This window comes from Brachyspira pulli (genome assembly GCF_036997785.1).
In the GTDB taxonomy this organism is placed as follows: domain Bacteria; phylum Spirochaetota; class Brachyspiria; order Brachyspirales; family Brachyspiraceae; genus Brachyspira; species Brachyspira pulli.
In genome coordinates this window covers 1-17,254 of sequence record NZ_JAWLQI010000026.1, presented here as the reverse complement: position 1 = coordinate 17,254, position 17,254 = coordinate 1, and the positions used below count along the sequence as shown (strand labels likewise).

Below are 17,254 nucleotides of genomic sequence, written 5' to 3'. Positions count from 1 at the left end.
CATCAAAATACACTATGAACAAATTCTCTTACAGCATTTCCATTAATTTTAAATTGTTCATCACCTACGGTAAAATATCCGTCTAATACCCCTTTTGTAGTTTCTAAATCTAATTTAGTAAAACTACCAAAATCATCATAAGAATAGTCGCTTGTTACTGTAAATACGAAGCTAAATCCTTGTTCTTTTGAATAAAAATCTATAACATCTTTATATTCATGAGAATCAACATTTTTATATACATACCATTTATTTTTTAATAAAAACTTTACCATTCTTGAATTTTGAGATTCCGGTTTAGCATCATAAATAAAAACTGGTATAGGTTCAGTATTATAAGAAGTATATACTAATGCAGCTATTATATTATGTGTATATCTTGATGGATTTCTTCCAACTGTATTGATTGCCAAAACAGAACTTGTATCAGTAATAGAATTTTCACTTCCCGGAACTACTAAATATCCAGAAGGAAGTCCATAATAAAAAGATACATATAAAGCCCTATTAGCTGCCCAGTTTACCATAGAAGCACTATAATTAGTAAATTTGAATGAAAATTCTGTTTCTATTAAATCATTTATAGAAGTTTTTACATTAATTTTTGTATTATAAAAATTAGGTATTTCTAAATCCAACTGACCTACACTTTTTCTAAACTGAGATCTTATAAAATTATCATAAAAGTCTAAAAAGTCTTTTTCATTTTCTTTTATTATAAACTTTTGAGAATCTCCGTCTAATATATTAAATGCATAATAAGAAAAATATCTTTTTAATCCATATTTGTATAATTTCCAAAATATAATATGATTATCATGAAATAAATACAAATATAAATTTTCAACCATTTTATCATTTATTTGTATAGATTGAGGTATACTACTGAAATCACCAGTATAATATACCCCATTATTATTTGTTATAGTAACTATAGAAGAATTGGTATCTAATACAGGAGTATCATTTCTCATATATGATTTATTGGGAATGACTCTGTAATTAACATGTATAAATATTAATGTAAATAATAAAATTATTAAAGCCGCAGAGATTAAAACAATATACTTCCTTATATAGCTAGAAGAATATTCGTAATAATCATCTTTCTTTGCTACAAGACGTTTTCTTATATACATAACTTTTCTTCTGTATTATCTTCTTTCGTATTATTATTTTCTAGGTTTGCTTTAATATCCGCTTGAACTTCTTCTTCTGTTCTGTTTCCTACTGAATCATCTATTAGTTTATTTAAAGCAAATAGTGCAACTTCAATTTCGTCATCTTTAGGTCTTCTTGTAGTAATTTTTTGAAGTAATAGACCAGGTAATATTGCTATTCTCATAAGAGGGAAATTGTAGAATTTGAAACCTAATTTTAATATTTCATAAGATATACCAGAAACAATAGGTAATAATAATATATTTATAGCAAGTACTGTTAAATTTCCAACAATTTTTGCTGGTGTATAAGAAGCATATATATAAGTATATACAAAATAACTTGTAAACATATATAGTAATATAGAAACAGTTAATACTAAAAACATAAATGTAGTACCGCATCTAGGGTGTATAGTAGTATATTGTCTAATATTTCCTGTGTCTGGGTTTAATCCATGTTCATAAGCATTAACAACCATATGTTCTGCACCATGATATTCAAATACTCTTTTTATATCTTTAAAAAATGATATTACTAATAAATATAAAACGAATATTGCTAATTTTATTCCGCCTCTAGCCAAATTAAAAATAACAAAATTTTCTTTTTCATTTATACCTATAAGTGTAGTTATGAAATAGGGCAAAGCTATGAATAAACCTACAGCAAAAGCTAAAGATACTAACATACTTAAAGTCATAGCAACACTGTCATTTTTATCTGATTTTTGATTATTTTTTTTATTTTCTTCTTCTTCAAGTCCTGCAGTATTTGCTGAGAATACTAAAGTTTTATATCCTAATTTCATCATATCTATAAAATTAACAACTCCTCTTACAAAAGGCATCTTTGTTAATTTATTTTTATTTTCTGGAATAGATGCTTTGATAAAATCTATTTGTTTATCAGGTTTTCTTACAGCAACAACATAATGACTTTTATTTCTAAGCATTATGCCTTCTATAACAGCCTGACCGCCTACTCCTTCTTTTATTCTATTTTCATCTAATTTTTTACTCAAATTATACACCTCATCTATTTTAAAGTTAAAGTAAATATATAATATACTAAATATAATATTCTTTCAAGTATAAAAAAAACTTGAATTTGTAAAATAAATTTATATATTATATGATATGAAGCCCTTACTAATATTAATTATCAATTTTATTATTCTTGCTTTTATTTCATGCAAAAGCACAAATGTACAAATGAAAGAAGTATCAGAGCACCATAATAAGGAAACAAAAGAAGTAGTAGCAGAAAAACCAAAAGCAACTACTTTAAAGGATAGAGCCGGATATTATAAAAGTAAAAGTCCTTATTTTACATTTGATGCTGATTTAAAACAAAATGGATTTGCTTATGTAGTATTAAAAGGCTGGATGGTTTACAGAGGTTATGTAAAAGTTGGAGACCCATCATCTGAAGCCACAAAATTTAGACTAGATATAGATAATATTACTTATGTTATATTAGAGTTTAAAGATCTAAATAATGCTCAAGCCTCTATAATATTAAAAAATGTAGTACAGCAAGTATTACCAATGACAAAAGTACAGCAGTAACAAAAAATACTATTAAAAGAATCCCTCACTTTTAGCATCTTTGCTCATAAGCTCAGTTAAAGTATCTTGTATATTGGCATTATTAAAGAGTATATTGTATATAGCTTCAGTTATAGGCATATAAATATTATTTTTTTGAGCATATTCATAAGCAGCAGTAGCAGCATATACTCCTTCAGCAACCTGTCCATGATTTTCAGCTATTACCTCTTGATACTTTTTACCTTTTGCCAATTCACGTCCAAGTCTGTTATTTCTACTAAGTCCGCTGGAACAAGTTACTATTAAATCCCCTATTCCTGAAAGTCCGTACATAGTATCGGTTCTGGCACCTTTACTCAATGCAAATCTTACTATCTCATGCAATCCTCTAGTTATGAGTGCTGCCTTTGTATTATCACCAAGTTTAAGTCCGTCTACTATACCGCCGGCAATAGCTATAATATTTTTTAAAGCTCCGCCTATTTCAACGCCTTTTTGGTCTGTAGAGTTATATATTCTAAATTTAGGTGGTACTGTTAATGTATCTCTTACATATTCAGAAACACCTTTTTCACCGCCTACAACTACAGCAGTTGGAACACCTTTAGCAACTTCTTCAGCATGAGAAGGGCCTGAAAGAGTTAATATAGATAAATCCCCAGATATTATACTTCTTGCTACTTCGCTCATAGTTTTACCTGTATTTCTATCTAGTCCCTTTGTAGCAGAAACTAATATTTGTTCATTACTTATATATGGTTCTATATTTGTACAAGCTTCAGAAAATGCAAAAGATGGTGTTACTATTATAACTATTTCACTATCATTTACAGCTTCTCCTATATCCATTGTAAAATTTATATCTTCATTCAATTTGATATTTTTTAAATAATTATCATTTTGATGTGAAGAATTTAATAATTTATAGCTTTCTTCACTATGCACCCAAACTTTAATATTGTGTTTCTCTGAGAAAATATTAGCAAGTGCAAGTCCCCAACCGCCAGCACCTATAATTCCAACATTTGCCATACTATACCCCACCTATTTATTATGATATTAGTATATATAAAAAATAACTATTATCAAGACATAATTATAAAAATATTATGTAAACTATTCTTTTAATGATTTTTCTAATAGGATGCATATATTATTAAGTAAATCTTCTTTTTTAATTTTATTATTATCCTTAACCCAGCATAATATTACAGAAACTAAAGCACCAGAAAAGAATTGGGAAGTTATTTTTGTGTTTTCAATATTATCAGTTTTCATGGTTTCATCTAAATATTCTGTAAATATTTTGTATAATGATGAAACAAAAAGTAATGTATTGTTATAATCTATTAATGATACATTGAAATATTGTTTATTATCATCGAAGTAATTAAGAACTTTTTCTAATATTTTTCTATAATTTTTTTTGAAATCATATATTGAATTATCTTTCTTTAATTCTTTTATAATATCTTGTTTAATATCTTCTATAATAGAATTTAGTAATTCTTCTTTATTATTGAAATGATCATAAAATGTAACTCTATTTATCATAGCATTATCGCATATTTCTGTTACACTTATATCTTTTAATGAATTAGTTTTTAAAAGTTCAAGCAAGGATTCTTTTAATAATTTTTCAGTTTTTAATATTCTTAAATCTTTTTTATCGTTCTTCATTTGTATAGTATGCCATATATTAGAATAAAAATAAAGTTTATAGTTTTTTAACTGTACAATAAATATATAATGACATATATAAAAAATGTATTTTACGCATAAATATATTTTATATTTTAATAAAAAAATTAATAAATTTACTTGTAAAAATAATTATATGTATTATGCTAATAATAGCTTTTTTAATTTCAATGTTAAAAAACCAGTTTTTAATATTATTTTATAAAAAGTTTTACATTTGTAAAATAAGTGTTTATTTATGATAAGTTCATTTGTTAAATAATAAAAGCTAAAAAATTAAATAATAACAATAAATGGAGATATAATTATGATAGGTACAATAATTTATTTTCTTACTCTTAAAAAGAGAATAAAAAAAATCAAAGAAGCAGCTTTAGATATAGCGATTAAAGATGCTATTGAAAATCCATCAAAAGAAAATTTTGATGCGGTTATTGACATGAGTATGAAAATGGAAGATAAAAAAATTAAAAAGATAATGGATAAAATAAATAAAAAATAAATGGTTAAATTATAATCTTTTTTAAATGTAAACCTATAACTATATGAATATACGATCATCAAAAATTGTAAGTGTATAACATATAAAAATCGTATAAAATTATAAACAAGTAAATTCTTATTTACATATCTATGCTAAGTTGTAATAAAAAACTTTATCATTAATAATAAAAAATATTTTTTATTCTTCAATAAAATTATTTTTTATATTGACATACTGTGTATTACACATTATAATGTATTATATCATATATAAGGATTTAATATTGAACTATGATGATATAGTGTCAAATTTGATGCAGGAACTAAGACGAGGAACATTGATAATAGTTGTTCTAAGTCAATTAAAAAAAGAAGAATACGGATACAATTTGATTACTAAATTAAAAGAAAACGGCATCACTGTTGAAGCTAATACTTTATACCCTCTTTTAAGAAGATTAGAAAATCAAGGTCTTTTAAAGAGTGAATGGAACACCAAAGAAGATAAGCCAAGAAAATATTATTCTATAACAAAAGATGGAAAAGAAGTTTTGAAAAAATTTATTCATCATTGGAAGGATTTTTCATCTAATGTTAATAAAATAATAGATTAATAATTTTTTGATAATAGGAGTTTGTATGATTCAAAATAAAGAAAATAAAAAAGCAGAAGATATTATTGAAAGATATATTTATACCGTTACAAAATCAATGCCCGATAAAATTAAAGAAGATGTTTCTAATGAAATAAGAACTCTTATTGATGATATAATCAAAGAAAGATTTTCAAACTCAGACTATAAAATAAATGATATAAAAAATATTTTAATGGAAATTGGAAATCCTTATGAACTTGCATGCAAATATGATAATGATTACAATAAATGTTTAATAGGATATCCTTATTATATATATTATAAACTTGTATTAAAAATTGTATTATCTTCAACATTGCTTGGAATAATAATTTCATCAATGATTAATATACTTATAAATAATGAAGCTGTAAATTTGATTAATATAGCAAGTAATATTTTTACGGCATTGTTATTAGCATTTTCATTTGTAACATTAATATTTGTATTTATTTCAAATAAGAATATAGATATTTCCAGCATAACAGTAGATTTTGATAATCTTCCAAAACTTCCCAATAAAAAAATAAATTTATATAATTCAATTATTAAAATATCAGCAGCAATTATATTCTTATTGCTTTTATTTTTATCTCCAAATATATTTTCAATAAAAATCAATAATGAATATTTTGCATTCTTCAATATAGACATTATAAAGAATAGTTTTTTATTTCCTTTAATATTTATTTTAATGCTTATATCAAGAGAAATTATAAAAATGTTTACATACACTTACAATAAAAAAACAGTTACATTGTTTATTGGTATTGATATAGTATCAGCTATTGCATCATCATTATGGCTATTATCATACAATGTAATTAATATTAATTTTATAGATGCTTTGACAAAACTAGAATCAGAAAATTCTGCTGCTTTTAATATATTTAATAATTTTCAGTTATTTTGTTTAATATGTATATTATTTGCTTTATTGCTTGATGGTATATATGTTTTATTAAAATTAAAAAATAACCTTGCATATAAAGGCTGATATATGCAAGGCTTTTAATAACGATAATAAAAATTTATATGAAGGATCAATCTGCAATTAATTATTATATAGTACTATAGATTCATAAGGTCTTAACTTTAATGTATTATCAAGTACTGCCTCATCATAATTTGAAAGAAGGCATTTTGATTTTTTTATGTCGAAATCAATATTGCTTAAATCTATAGTGCACTCATTACCATAAAAATTATTTATTACTAAAAGTTTTTCATTATTATATTCTCTTATAAAAGCAAATACATTTTTATCATCTTTTAGTATAGGTATAGTTTTACCTTCTGAAATAACTTTATACTCTTTTCTTAATTTTATTAATTTTTTATAATGATTAAATATAGAGTTTTCATCTTTAATATTATTTTCTGCATTAATCTCTTTATAATTATCAATAACTTCTATCCAAGGCTTAGCATTTGAAAATCCTGCATTCTCTTTATCATTCCATTGCATAGGAGTTCTTGAATTATCCCTTGATCTGCTTTGAAGTATTTTATATATTTCTTTTTCTTCTATGCCATTATTTTTAAGTATATTGAAATAGTTTATTGATTCAACATCTTTATACTGATTAAAATTATCAAAATAAGCATTAGTCATACCTATTTCTTCTCCTTGATAAATATAAGGAGTCCCTCTCAAACAATGCATAACTGTAGCAAGCATTCTAGCAGATTCTTTATGATATTTTTTGTCATCACCAAATCTTGAAACTATTCTAGGCTGATCATGATTGCACCAAAATAAGGCTGACCATGCATTATTATCCTGCATTCCTTCCTGCCAAGTAAATAAAAGATTTTTTAATTCCTGAAAATCAAAATCCATTAACTGCCATTTATCTTTATTTTTATAATCAACTTTCAAATGATGAAAACTAAATACCATGCTAAGTTCATTTTCTTTTTCACCGGAATATTTAATGCAGTTTTCTATACTTGTTGATGACATTTCACCTACAGTAATAGCATTATCATATTTTCCGAAAGTATTTTTATTTAATTCTTTTAAATATTTATGTATATTTATTCCATCTGTATAGAAACGTCTGCCGTCGCCTTCAAAATCATCTTCAAAAACTTCCGGCTTTGATATAAGGTTTATAACATCAAATCTGAATCCGTAAACTCCTTTTTTTATCCAGAAGTTAACTATGTCAAAAATTTCTTTTCTTACTTCTTCATTATCCCAATTCAAATCAGCCTGACTAACATCGAATAGATGCAAATAATACTCATCAAATTTTTCTACATACTGCCAAGCATTGCCTCCGAATTTAGATACCCAATTTGTAGGAGGTTCTTTTTTCCCGTTAACTACTCTGCCCTTTTTGAATATATAATAATTTTTATATTTTTCTTCTCCATTAATAGCCTTCTTAAACCATTCATGTTCTGTAGAAGTATGATTGAATACCATATCAAACATTATATCTATATTTCTTTTTTTAGCTTCTTTTATAAGTTCTTCAACATCTTCCATAGTACCATAAGAAGGATCAACATTATAATAATCAGCAACATCGTACCCATTATCTTTCTGAGGAGAAACAAAGAAAGGAGTACTCCAAATAATATCTACACCTAAATTTTGTAAATAATCTAATTTTGATATTATTCCTCTTATATCTCCAAATCCATCATTGTTGCTGTCCATAAAAGATTTCGGATATATTTGATAAACAACTTTATTTTTAAAATTCATAAATGATTCCTAATTAAATAATTTTATAATAATATTTATAAGTTTCATAACGGCAGCCAATAATTATTGTTAACTGCCGTGTATATAATAAAAACCTATAAATATTTACCCCGCTTAATTATTTTATTTCTATAATTTTACCTTCACCGTTTTTTATGATAGTATTTTCCTTTAATAAATTAATTTTAGTTCCATCTGTGAACACAACAGGAGATACTAAAGATTTACCATGATTTTTTACGTATTCTAAATCAACCTTAGCTATTTTATCTCCTTTTTTCACTTTATCTCCCACTTTTACAAAAGATTCAAAACCTTCTCCATTAAGTTCTACAGTATCCATTCCAATATGAATAAGTATTTCATTTCCTCCTGCTGTTTCTATACCATAAGCATGTTTGGTAGGGAAAGCTGCTATTATTTCGCCATCGCAAGGAGAAGTTACTATAGTATCAGCTAATTCTATTGCAAAACCTTCTCCCATAGCACCGCTTGAAAATGCCTCGTCTGCTATATCTGATAATTTATAAACTTTTCCATTCATAGGTGAAACAAAATTATCATCATCTAAAGTTATAGCTTCTGCAGCTGATGCATTATCTGAAACAATTTCTGTTTTTTCTGAAATATCTGTATTATCAGTTAAATCTTCTGGTTTTAATTTTTTCTTTCCTACTATAAAAGTTAATACTAATGGTATAGCTATAGCAAAAATCATGGCAACAGCAAACATTAACATATGCTGAGGCTGTATTGAAAGTATGCCAGGTATACCGCCAATACCAATAGATGTAGCCATAACCTTAGAACCAACTGATATAATTGCAGCCACACAAGAACCTATTAAAGCACATATAAATGGGAAACCATATTTTAAATTTACACCAAATAATGCAGGCTCTGTAACTCCTAAATAGCATGATATAAATGCAGGTATATTTATTTGTTTAGCTTTGTTATTTCTTTTCTGAAGTATAGACATAGCAACTACGGCAGAACCTTGTGCTATATTTGATAAAGCTATCATAGGCCATAACATAGTACCGCCGAACTGACTCATAAGCTGCAAATCAATAGCATTAGACATGTGATGAAGACCAGTTATTACTAAAGGGGCATAGAAGAATCCGAATACACCAGCAAATAAAACTCCGAATTTTGATGTTAAGCCAGTATATACAACATAAGAAACAGCCTCACCTATTTTCCAACCTATAGGGCCAACAACTGCATGTGCTATAATAACTGTTGGTATTAATGAAGCAAATGGTATTATAACCATAGAAACATATTCAGGAACAACTTTTCTCCAAAACTTCTCTAAATAAACCAATATAAATCCAGCCATTATAGCCGGTATAACTTGAGCCTGATAACCAACCATAGGCATTTTAAAAATTCCAAAATCATAAAACTTAGGATCAACAGTACCAACCAAATAAGCATTAACAAGCTGAGGAGATACCAATGTTATACCTAAAACAATACCTAATATTTGAGTAGTTCCCATTTTTCTAGTAATGGACCATGTAATACCTACAGGAAGGAAATGGAAAATTGCTTCACCTATTAACCATAAAAAATCATTTGTTCCAGCCCAGAACTGAGATATTTGAGTTAAGCTCTTTGTACCTTCTTCAAAAAATTTTATATCTGATATTACGCTTCTAAAACCTAATATAAAACCTCCGCATATAATAGCTGGAATAAGAGGTGAAAATATTTCTGCTATGTTAGACATTAAACGCTGCAAGAATGTTTGATTGCCTTTTGCTGATTCTTTTACAGCATCTTTGCTCACTCCTTCTATACCCGAAATTTTAACAAATTCATTATAATATTCTGAAACCTCATTACCTATTATAACTTGAAATTGTCCTGATTGAGTGAAAGTACCTTTAGTAGATTTTAAATTTTCAATAGCTTTAATATCTGCTTTTTTAGGGTCTATTAAAACAAAACGCATTCTTGTAACACAATGAGTTATTGCCTTAACATTTTCTTTTCCGCCAACATATTTTAATAGAAGTGTGGCGTCTTCGGTGAATTTTCCCATAGATATGCCTCCATAGCTTTATATATTTTTATTATCATTAACTTGTACGTACATATTAACATATACGTACAAGTTTGTCAATTATATACTTGTATTTTTTACAAATTTTATAAATAAAATATTAATTGATAAAAAACGCTTACAATATTTAATTAGAATAAATTTTAATATAGATAATTCTTCATAATTTAATAGTGTTTTTATATTTGAAATTCTAAAAGTGTGTTGTAGTTTTATAAATAAGATAGAAAATAGTATATCCTGAAAATTTTTAAGTTTGTCAACCGATGCACTTTATGTAAATTTTCTCTACTTTTTTGCCACGACTTCGTCAAAGTTGCCAAAAACGCAATTGCTAGAACTTTATATTAAAAACATGCCTATTAAATATAGGATATATCCTAAATTTGGTTCTTTGTGCCAACAAAAGAACTGGGGGTGTGGGGGCAAAGCCACCACAAGCAATAAAATTGAAAAAACTAAAATTGACAAAATATAGTTGTTTAGGTATATACATCGATAAAATATATTTTTAAGAAATTATCTTCTTGCAAAATCTCTGAATTTAAATTTATCTGGTCTATGTCTTGCAGATGTGAGCTGAAAAACTCTCGTATCTGATAAAAAAGTCCTAGATTCTACGTTTATAACCATATCATAATCTTTTAAATCTAAAAGCTTTTTATCATTATTATTTATTTTTTCACATGATATTTCTCTTTCAGCATAAGATATTTTTAACTGAAGATTTTTTTCTATATGTTCATATAAAGAGTCTTTTAAAATATTTTCATCTATAAACGGTATAATAGATGCATTGATAAAGTCTATATCAAGTATAATATTTTCTCCGTCTATATTTCTTATTCTCTCTATAGCCCATACTTTATCATCATCATTTAGTTTCAATGCTTTTTTTACTAATGCATCAGGTTTTATGCATTCACATCTATGCACTATAGTTTCTACTTTACCATACATTTTTGATGCAACTTCTTTAAAACTGAATATTCCCCCAAATTCAAAATTATATATATTTGAATTTATAACTATAGAACCTTTTCCTTTATGTTTTTGAATGCATCCATTATTAGATAAAAGCTGCAATGACTTTCTTATGGTATCCCTTGAAGCATCATATTCTTTCATTAAATCATATTCGCTTGGAAGTATATCGCCTTTTTTATAGTATCCAAATCTTATTTTATCGAGCAAACTATTATAAATTTCTTCGTACTTTGATGCCATAACAACCTCTATTTTGAATTGAAATATTATAATATAAAAAGTTATGTTTGTAAATATATGTTTTTTATAGGCTTAATTTACAAAAAATAAAAAATGTAGTTTATCATACAATAGTAATTTTATTGTACTTGATAAAAAAAACAAAAATAATAAAATATATACAATATTTTTAATAGGTGTTAGAAAGTGTTAAGGAAATTGATATATATTATTGTTTTGCATTCTGTTCTTTTTAATTTTTTTATTTTCGCACAAACTAATGAAACTGCCATATTACCTTATACTCAATATATGGAAAGAATAAAAGCACTAATACCAGAGATGAAATTAACTGCATCTCAGGAAAGTAATGCAGCAAATAATTTAACAAAGGCTAAAAGTTCCGGAGATGTTAAATTTGATTTGCAGGCTGGTGCTATAGGAATGCAAAGTCATTTTGATGAATACAATTTTGTTCCTACATCAGATTTTAATTATAATGGTTTTAGAATAGGTGCCGGATTCAGCGGACTTGTACCATACTCTGGAACTAGATGGTCTGTAGAAATAAAGCATGACAGTTTTTTCGGAAACTTTAATACGGGAGATATTTCTTTACCAGTTGATACTCCTTTTGGCACAATAAATGGAAAACTTCCAAATTTAAGTACTAATAATTTTAAATACTATTATCCAAGCATTAAAATACAAATAGCACAGCCTATATTAAGAGATTTTTTCGGTAAATTGGACAGATACCCTATAAAAGATGCAGAATATCAGCTTACTATAGCAAAATTAAAAAGAATAATAGATGATAATAGTGTATTAACATCTTATCAGAAAATTTATTATCAATGGATAATGGCAAGAAAATTAATAGCCTTGTATGATGAAATGATAAGAGAAGCTAGAACATTTGAAAATCAAGTTTATAAAAGATATACAAGCGGTGTTATAGATAATGACTCATATCAGAATGCAAAAAGACAAACACTAAAATATATAGAAGCAAAAGACAAATCAGAATTAATGTTAAAAAAGATAATTAGAAATATTCAATTCTTTATACCGGAAGAAAATATTATACCAAATGAAGATGATTGGACTCAAACACTTGATACTTCAATAAATGCTAAAATAGATATAGTACCATTTTTAGAAAGTGCTCAAGGTCAAATGGCTTATCAATTAAAATTGAGAAGTGAATATGCTTTATCAATAATGAAAAATAATGCATTGCCTGATTTATCTATAGTAGGAAGCGTATCATTATCAAGTTTAGATGACAGCGGATATTTTAAATCTTTTTCTAGTATGACTAATGTTGATTATTTTGTAGGGCTTATGTTCTCCTACCCTATAGGCGGACGTGATGCTAAGGCTAAAATGGAAGATGCTTATGCTGCTTTGAATGCAGTTACTGCTGATTTTGACAGAGTTAATAGGGATTTTGATGTTCAAATAGGAACTTATTATGATGAGTTTGAGGCATACAAAAAAATGCTTGAGAATAAAAAATTAGAAGTAAATGCAATAGTATCAAGAATAAGAACACAGAATACAAAATTCAGACAGGGACGACTCCCTATAGATGAAATAATAAATGCAAGGCTTGATTTAGCACAGGCAAGAGCGGAACTCCTTAATTTGGAATATATGATAATAAGTACTGTTATGGATTATAATTCTCTAGTACTTCTAAGTAATTAATAGATTAATAAAATATGACAAATAAAGAAATATTAAAAATAGCTTTAAATCAATCTGCATTTGACTGCAATTGCAATACTCAAGATTTTGAATGTAATGAAAATAAAATATTTATCTCAAAAGAAAATAAAAATGCTAAAAAATATTTTCAATTACCGTTTCTATGTCATTTTGTATCTTATGGAAATAATATAATTGCATCAGTGTCAGAAAAAGTTTATCAAACTATAGTTAAAAATATAAAAGATTATAATACATGCAATTTTTTTGATATTGCTAATATAGAACCTATAATAAAAGAACATAAAATAAATAGTTATTATATGGTTCAATATTTTTTACCTGATATAGAAACTATAAAACCATTAAATTGTAACTATGAATGTAAACTCTTGAATAAACAAGAATTTGAAAAATTGTATTTGCCTGAATGGTCTAATGCTTTATCTAAAGAAAGGTCTTATTTAGATAAATTAGCTATAGGTGCTTATGATAATGGAAAACTTATAGGACTTGCAGGCTGTTCTGCCGATTGCGATAATATGTGGCAGATAGGAGTTGATGTTTTACCTGAGTACAGAAAACAAGGTATAGCTTCATCTCTTACAAGCAAACTTGCATTAGAATGTTTAAAAATTAATATAGTGCCTTTTTATAGCTGCATTTGGTCAAATATTAAATCATATAAAAATGCTGTAAAAAGCGGATTTAACCCCTTATGGGTAGAAATGAATTTATTAAATAAAAAATAATTAAATTAATTGGAATTGAAATATGGATAGAATAATAGAACTATTTGCAAAAAACAGATTATTAGTTAATGTTATTATTTTGGTTACTTTAGCTGTCGGAATATACTCTTATCTTAATATAAAGAAAGAAGCTTTCCCATCAACTAACTTTGATGTTATGATAGTTCAAGTTATATATCCGGGTGCTTCTCCAGAAGACGTTGAACAATATGCTATGATTCCAATAGAAGATGAGCTGCAAACTATAGCAGGCATTGATGAATTTTATTCTATAATAATAGAAAATGCGGGAATACTTACTATAAGAATAGACATGAATCTTAAAGACTCAAGACCTGTAAAAGATGAAATATTCAGACGTCTTCAGAATGCTCCTAATGTATCAAAAGATGTTTCAGAGATAAAAATTTTTGAAGCTAATGCTAACAGACTTCCTATATACAATCTTGGTTTAAGATTCAAAAAAGGAATGGAAGGCAGTGAAAAAGAACTTTATGATATATCCAAAAGATTTGAAAAAGAATTAAAATATGTAGATGGAGTTGCAAATATTGAAGTATATGGAAGAACTGATCCGGAAATTCAAATACTAGCTGATCCATATAAATTAAATGAATATTATACTTCATTAACAGAAATTATACAGGCATTATCTTTAAGAAATATACGTTCTACAAGCGGAAATATGAAGCCTGATGAAAATGCTGATTTAGAAGAAAAAAATAAACTTCTTGTAACTACAGGACAATTTCAAGATCCATTATCTATTACAAATGTTATTATACGTTCTATATTTAATGGTCAGCCGGTAAGAATTGGAGATGTAGCAAGAGTTGAAGAATTATTTGTTGATAAAAGTGTATATATGAGAGTTAATAGTCAGCATGGATATTCAATAAATATAATAAAAAAAGAAGATGCTGATATATTAAAAACTATAGACAATGTTAATAAATATTTTGAAAATAACAAAGCAACTATACCAAATAATATAGAAATAGTCCCTATGGCTGATAATTCAAGAACCATTAATGATTTGCTTAATGCCGTTTCTTCAAATATTATAACAGGATTCATAATCATATTTATAATACTTATAATATTTTTGGATTTCAAAAGTGCAATATTTACTTCGCTTGGAATGCTTATAGTTATTTCTGTTTCTCTTATTTATATGACATACTCTGGCATAACATTTAATATAATTTCTTTAGGCGGTATTATAACGGTTTTGGGTATGATAGTTGACAACTCAATAGTAGTTTCAGAAAATATTTTTAATTATCATCAAAGAGGAATAAAAGGACTTGATGCTACAAAAAGTGCCGTAGGAGAAGTATTTATGCCTATGCTTGTTTCTACTCTTACAACTGTTGCATCTTTTGCTCCTATAATATTTGTTACTGGAACTATGGGAAGATTAATAAATCAATATCCTAGAGTTGTAATTGTTGCTTTGATTGTAAGTATATTTCAGGCTGTGCTTCTTTTACCTAATAACTTAATTACTAAAGAAGAACTTACAGGAGAGCATAAAAGAAAAAGATTTAATTTCAAGAATCCGCTTGATTTTGATAAGGATAAATTATTCGATAAATTAAAAATACCTTTCGTTAAATTTTTAAGATTCATATTAAAATTTAGATATATTGTATTTATCTTTTTTGTAGTTACATTGCTTATCACTTTAGCAATAGCAAGAGTAATATTTGCAAAATTTACTTTAGTTTATGATACCAGTGCTGATGTTATAGTAGTTAATCTTGATACAGGTATTGGAAGTTCTATATACAAAACAGAAAAATATCTTCAGCAGGTAGAAAATATTATTTATGATACAATAGATACTAATGATATAATAGCGGTATACAGTTTATTAGGAAAGCAATTAGATAAAAACACCGTAGAAGTATCAGAAGAAATGGACAATCTTGCCGGTACTATGATATATTTAGTTCCTGCTAATAACAGAAAAAAAATAGCTTATGATATAGTTGATGATTTAAATCTTGCTATAGAAAAAAGCGGAATAAAAGATGAATTAGAATTAATAACAGTTAATACTAAACTCCCAATAAACCCTGGTAAAGCAGTTGATATAAAAATAATAGGAAATGATACTGCTATGGTTAAAGAAGTAAAAGATAAAATGAAAGAACATCTTTTAAGTTTGGACGGTATAATAAACTATGATGATGATGATAAAATCGGACAGGAAGAATTAAGAGTAATATTTGATTATGATAGAATGTCAGAACTAGGTGTTAATGTTGCCTATGCTGCAAGAGAATTGAGAGCTGCTTATGCAGGAGTAGTTGCTACTTCAATTCAGCAGTTTGAAAATAAATTGGACTTCAGAGTAAGATTAGATAAAAAATATACTTATGATACAAATGTATTAAATAATCTTTATATACCGAATACATATTACAGACTCATACAATTAAAAGATATAGCAGACATATATATTACAAATAATCAATCAAGCATAAAACACTATAATGGAAAGAAATCAATAACTATGACTGCAGATATTGAACAGGGAAAAAATACTGCGATACAAGCAACTTATGCAATGCAGGATTATTTTAATTCTATATCAAAAGATTATCCTAATATAAGTGTAGAGTTTGCAGGTGAGGTAAAAGAAACTAGAGGATCTATTATTGGTATTGCTTGGGGATATGTTATTGCTATAATTGCTATATATGTAATACTTCTTCTTCAATTTAATAAATTCGTTCAGCCTTTCATGATTTTGGGTATAATACCATTTGGAATAATAGGAGTTATACTAGGATTTGCTGCACATAGAATGCCTATGTCATTTGTTGGTGCTGTTGGTATAGTTGGGCTTGCTGGAGTAGTAGTAAATAATGGTATTATAATGGTTGATTTAATAAATAGAATACTTGAACAAGGAAATATACATACAAAAGAAGATGTACTTAATGCAGTAGTTGAAGGTGCAGGCGACAGATTCAGAGCTATATTTTTAACAACAGTTACTACAATATTCGGACTTCTCCCAACAGTTTATGGTATAGGAGGACGTGCTGATTTGATAGTACCTATGGTTATGGCGATGGCTTACGGACTTTTATTTGCTGCCCTTTTAACATTGATACTTTTACCATGTTTATTTATGATATCAGCAGATTTGAAACTTATTAAAATAAATTATAAAAACTGATCGAATATTTATAGTTTTATAGTATATACTGAAAATTTTTAAGTTTGTCATTTTTTTTAAT

General features: G+C 26.6%; 14 protein-coding genes. 7 read left to right on the top strand and 7 right to left on the bottom strand.

The features are described 5' to 3' along the window. Positions 1 to 2: 2 nt before the first annotated feature. Both R4K56_RS07475 and R4K56_RS07470 read right to left on the bottom strand, forming a co-directional pair. Positions 3 to 1,139, bottom strand: a complete 1,137-nt coding sequence (locus R4K56_RS07475) for a hypothetical protein (RefSeq protein WP_335772252.1) — start codon at positions 1,137 to 1,139, stop codon at positions 3 to 5. Continuing rightward, the gene (locus R4K56_RS07470) at positions 1,130 to 2,185 is read right to left on the bottom strand and encodes a DUF1385 domain-containing protein (protein WP_335772251.1); all 1,056 of its coding nucleotides are present in this window, start codon (positions 2,183 to 2,185) and stop codon (positions 1,130 to 1,132) included. Before R4K56_RS07470 ends, R4K56_RS07475 begins: the two co-directional genes overlap by 10 nt. A gap of 115 nt (positions 2,186 to 2,300) precedes the next feature. Between R4K56_RS07470 and R4K56_RS07465 the strand changes: the two genes are divergently transcribed. Then, complete coding sequence (locus R4K56_RS07465; protein ID WP_335756646.1) at positions 2,301 to 2,732, top strand: hypothetical protein; 432 nt, start codon at positions 2,301 to 2,303, stop codon at positions 2,730 to 2,732. A 12-nt stretch (positions 2,733 to 2,744) separates the two neighbouring features. On the opposite strand, the gene R4K56_RS07460 is transcribed toward R4K56_RS07465, so the two are convergent. Both R4K56_RS07460 and R4K56_RS07455 read right to left on the bottom strand, forming a co-directional pair. Continuing rightward, the gene (locus tag R4K56_RS07460; protein WP_335756645.1) at positions 2,745 to 3,746 is read right to left on the bottom strand and encodes an NAD(P)H-dependent glycerol-3-phosphate dehydrogenase; all 1,002 of its coding nucleotides are present in this window, start codon (positions 3,744 to 3,746) and stop codon (positions 2,745 to 2,747) included. A gap of 84 nt (positions 3,747 to 3,830) precedes the next feature. Then, on the bottom strand, positions 3,831 to 4,394 hold the full coding sequence (locus tag R4K56_RS07455; protein WP_335772250.1) for a TetR/AcrR family transcriptional regulator: 564 nt from the start codon (positions 4,392 to 4,394) through the stop codon (positions 3,831 to 3,833). 328 nt (positions 4,395 to 4,722) lie between these two features. Here R4K56_RS07455 and R4K56_RS07450 point away from each other — a divergent pair, with 328 nt between their 5' ends. From R4K56_RS07450 to R4K56_RS07440, 3 genes are all read left to right on the top strand, one after another. Continuing rightward, on the top strand, positions 4,723 to 4,917 hold the full coding sequence (locus tag R4K56_RS07450) for a hypothetical protein (RefSeq protein ID WP_335772249.1): 195 nt from the start codon (positions 4,723 to 4,725) through the stop codon (positions 4,915 to 4,917). A gap of 265 nt (positions 4,918 to 5,182) precedes the next feature. Further along, a complete protein-coding gene (locus tag R4K56_RS07445) occupies positions 5,183 to 5,512 on the top strand; it encodes a PadR family transcriptional regulator (RefSeq protein WP_335756641.1) in 330 nt (109 codons plus the stop codon). Between the two features lie 25 nt (positions 5,513 to 5,537). Further along, the gene (locus R4K56_RS07440) at positions 5,538 to 6,530 is read left to right on the top strand and encodes a hypothetical protein (RefSeq protein ID WP_335772248.1); all 993 of its coding nucleotides are present in this window, start codon (positions 5,538 to 5,540) and stop codon (positions 6,528 to 6,530) included. Between the two features lie 57 nt (positions 6,531 to 6,587). Here R4K56_RS07440 and treC read toward each other — a convergent pair whose 3' ends face one another. From treC to treR, 3 genes are all read right to left on the bottom strand, one after another. Continuing rightward, positions 6,588 to 8,252, bottom strand: coding sequence for an alpha,alpha-phosphotrehalase (treC, locus tag R4K56_RS07435; protein WP_335772247.1), 1,665 nt, complete (start codon positions 8,250 to 8,252; stop codon positions 6,588 to 6,590). A 118-nt stretch (positions 8,253 to 8,370) separates the two neighbouring features. Beyond that, positions 8,371 to 10,308 (bottom strand): PTS system trehalose-specific EIIBC component, encoded by a 1,938-nt coding sequence (gene treP / locus R4K56_RS07430; protein WP_335756638.1) that lies wholly within the window; start codon positions 10,306 to 10,308, stop codon positions 8,371 to 8,373. Positions 10,309 to 10,848: 540 nt separating this feature from the next. Further along, a complete protein-coding gene (gene treR / locus R4K56_RS07425) occupies positions 10,849 to 11,556 on the bottom strand; it encodes a trehalose operon repressor (RefSeq protein WP_048594372.1) in 708 nt (235 codons plus the stop codon). A gap of 186 nt (positions 11,557 to 11,742) precedes the next feature. Between treR and R4K56_RS07420 the strand changes: the two genes are divergently transcribed. Genes R4K56_RS07420 through R4K56_RS07410 form a run of 3 tightly spaced genes read left to right on the top strand, consistent with a single transcriptional unit; the run spans position 11,743 to position 17,193 of the window. Then, a complete protein-coding gene (locus R4K56_RS07420; RefSeq protein ID WP_335772246.1) occupies positions 11,743 to 13,248 on the top strand; it encodes a TolC family protein in 1,506 nt (501 codons plus the stop codon). A 14-nt stretch (positions 13,249 to 13,262) separates the two neighbouring features. Beyond that, positions 13,263 to 14,000, top strand: coding sequence for a GNAT family N-acetyltransferase (locus R4K56_RS07415; RefSeq protein ID WP_335772245.1), 738 nt, complete (start codon positions 13,263 to 13,265; stop codon positions 13,998 to 14,000). 22 nt (positions 14,001 to 14,022) lie between these two features. Continuing rightward, positions 14,023 to 17,193 carry an efflux RND transporter permease subunit gene (locus R4K56_RS07410; RefSeq protein WP_335772244.1) on the top strand — a complete coding sequence of 1,057 codons (3,171 nt, stop codon included), beginning with the start codon at positions 14,023 to 14,025 and terminating at the stop codon, positions 17,191 to 17,193. The last annotated feature ends 61 nt before the right edge of the window (positions 17,194 to 17,254 follow it).

Excerpts from the sequence above, each read along its gene's own strand:
- R4K56_RS07465 (WP_335756646.1), top strand. The coding sequence starts at position 2,301 with ATGAAGCCCTTACTAATATTAATTATCAATTTTATTATTCTTGCTTTT.
- treR (WP_048594372.1), bottom strand. The coding sequence starts at position 11,556 with ATGGCATCAAAGTACGAAGAAATTTATAATAGTTTGCTCGATAAAATA.
- R4K56_RS07455 (WP_335772250.1), bottom strand. The coding sequence starts at position 4,394 with ATGAAGAACGATAAAAAAGATTTAAGAATATTAAAAACTGAAAAATTA.
- R4K56_RS07475 (WP_335772252.1), bottom strand. The coding sequence starts at position 1,139 with ATGTATATAAGAAAACGTCTTGTAGCAAAGAAAGATGATTATTACGAA.
- R4K56_RS07440 (WP_335772248.1), top strand. The coding sequence starts at position 5,538 with ATGATTCAAAATAAAGAAAATAAAAAAGCAGAAGATATTATTGAAAGA.
- treC (WP_335772247.1), bottom strand. The coding sequence starts at position 8,252 with ATGAATTTTAAAAATAAAGTTGTTTATCAAATATATCCGAAATCTTTT.
- R4K56_RS07460 (WP_335756645.1), bottom strand. The coding sequence starts at position 3,746 with ATGGCAAATGTTGGAATTATAGGTGCTGGCGGTTGGGGACTTGCACTT.
- R4K56_RS07415 (WP_335772245.1), top strand. The coding sequence starts at position 13,263 with ATGACAAATAAAGAAATATTAAAAATAGCTTTAAATCAATCTGCATTT.
- R4K56_RS07450 (WP_335772249.1), top strand. The coding sequence starts at position 4,723 with ATGATAGGTACAATAATTTATTTTCTTACTCTTAAAAAGAGAATAAAA.
- R4K56_RS07410 (WP_335772244.1), top strand. The coding sequence starts at position 14,023 with ATGGATAGAATAATAGAACTATTTGCAAAAAACAGATTATTAGTTAAT.
- treP (WP_335756638.1), bottom strand. The coding sequence starts at position 10,308 with ATGGGAAAATTCACCGAAGACGCCACACTTCTATTAAAATATGTTGGC.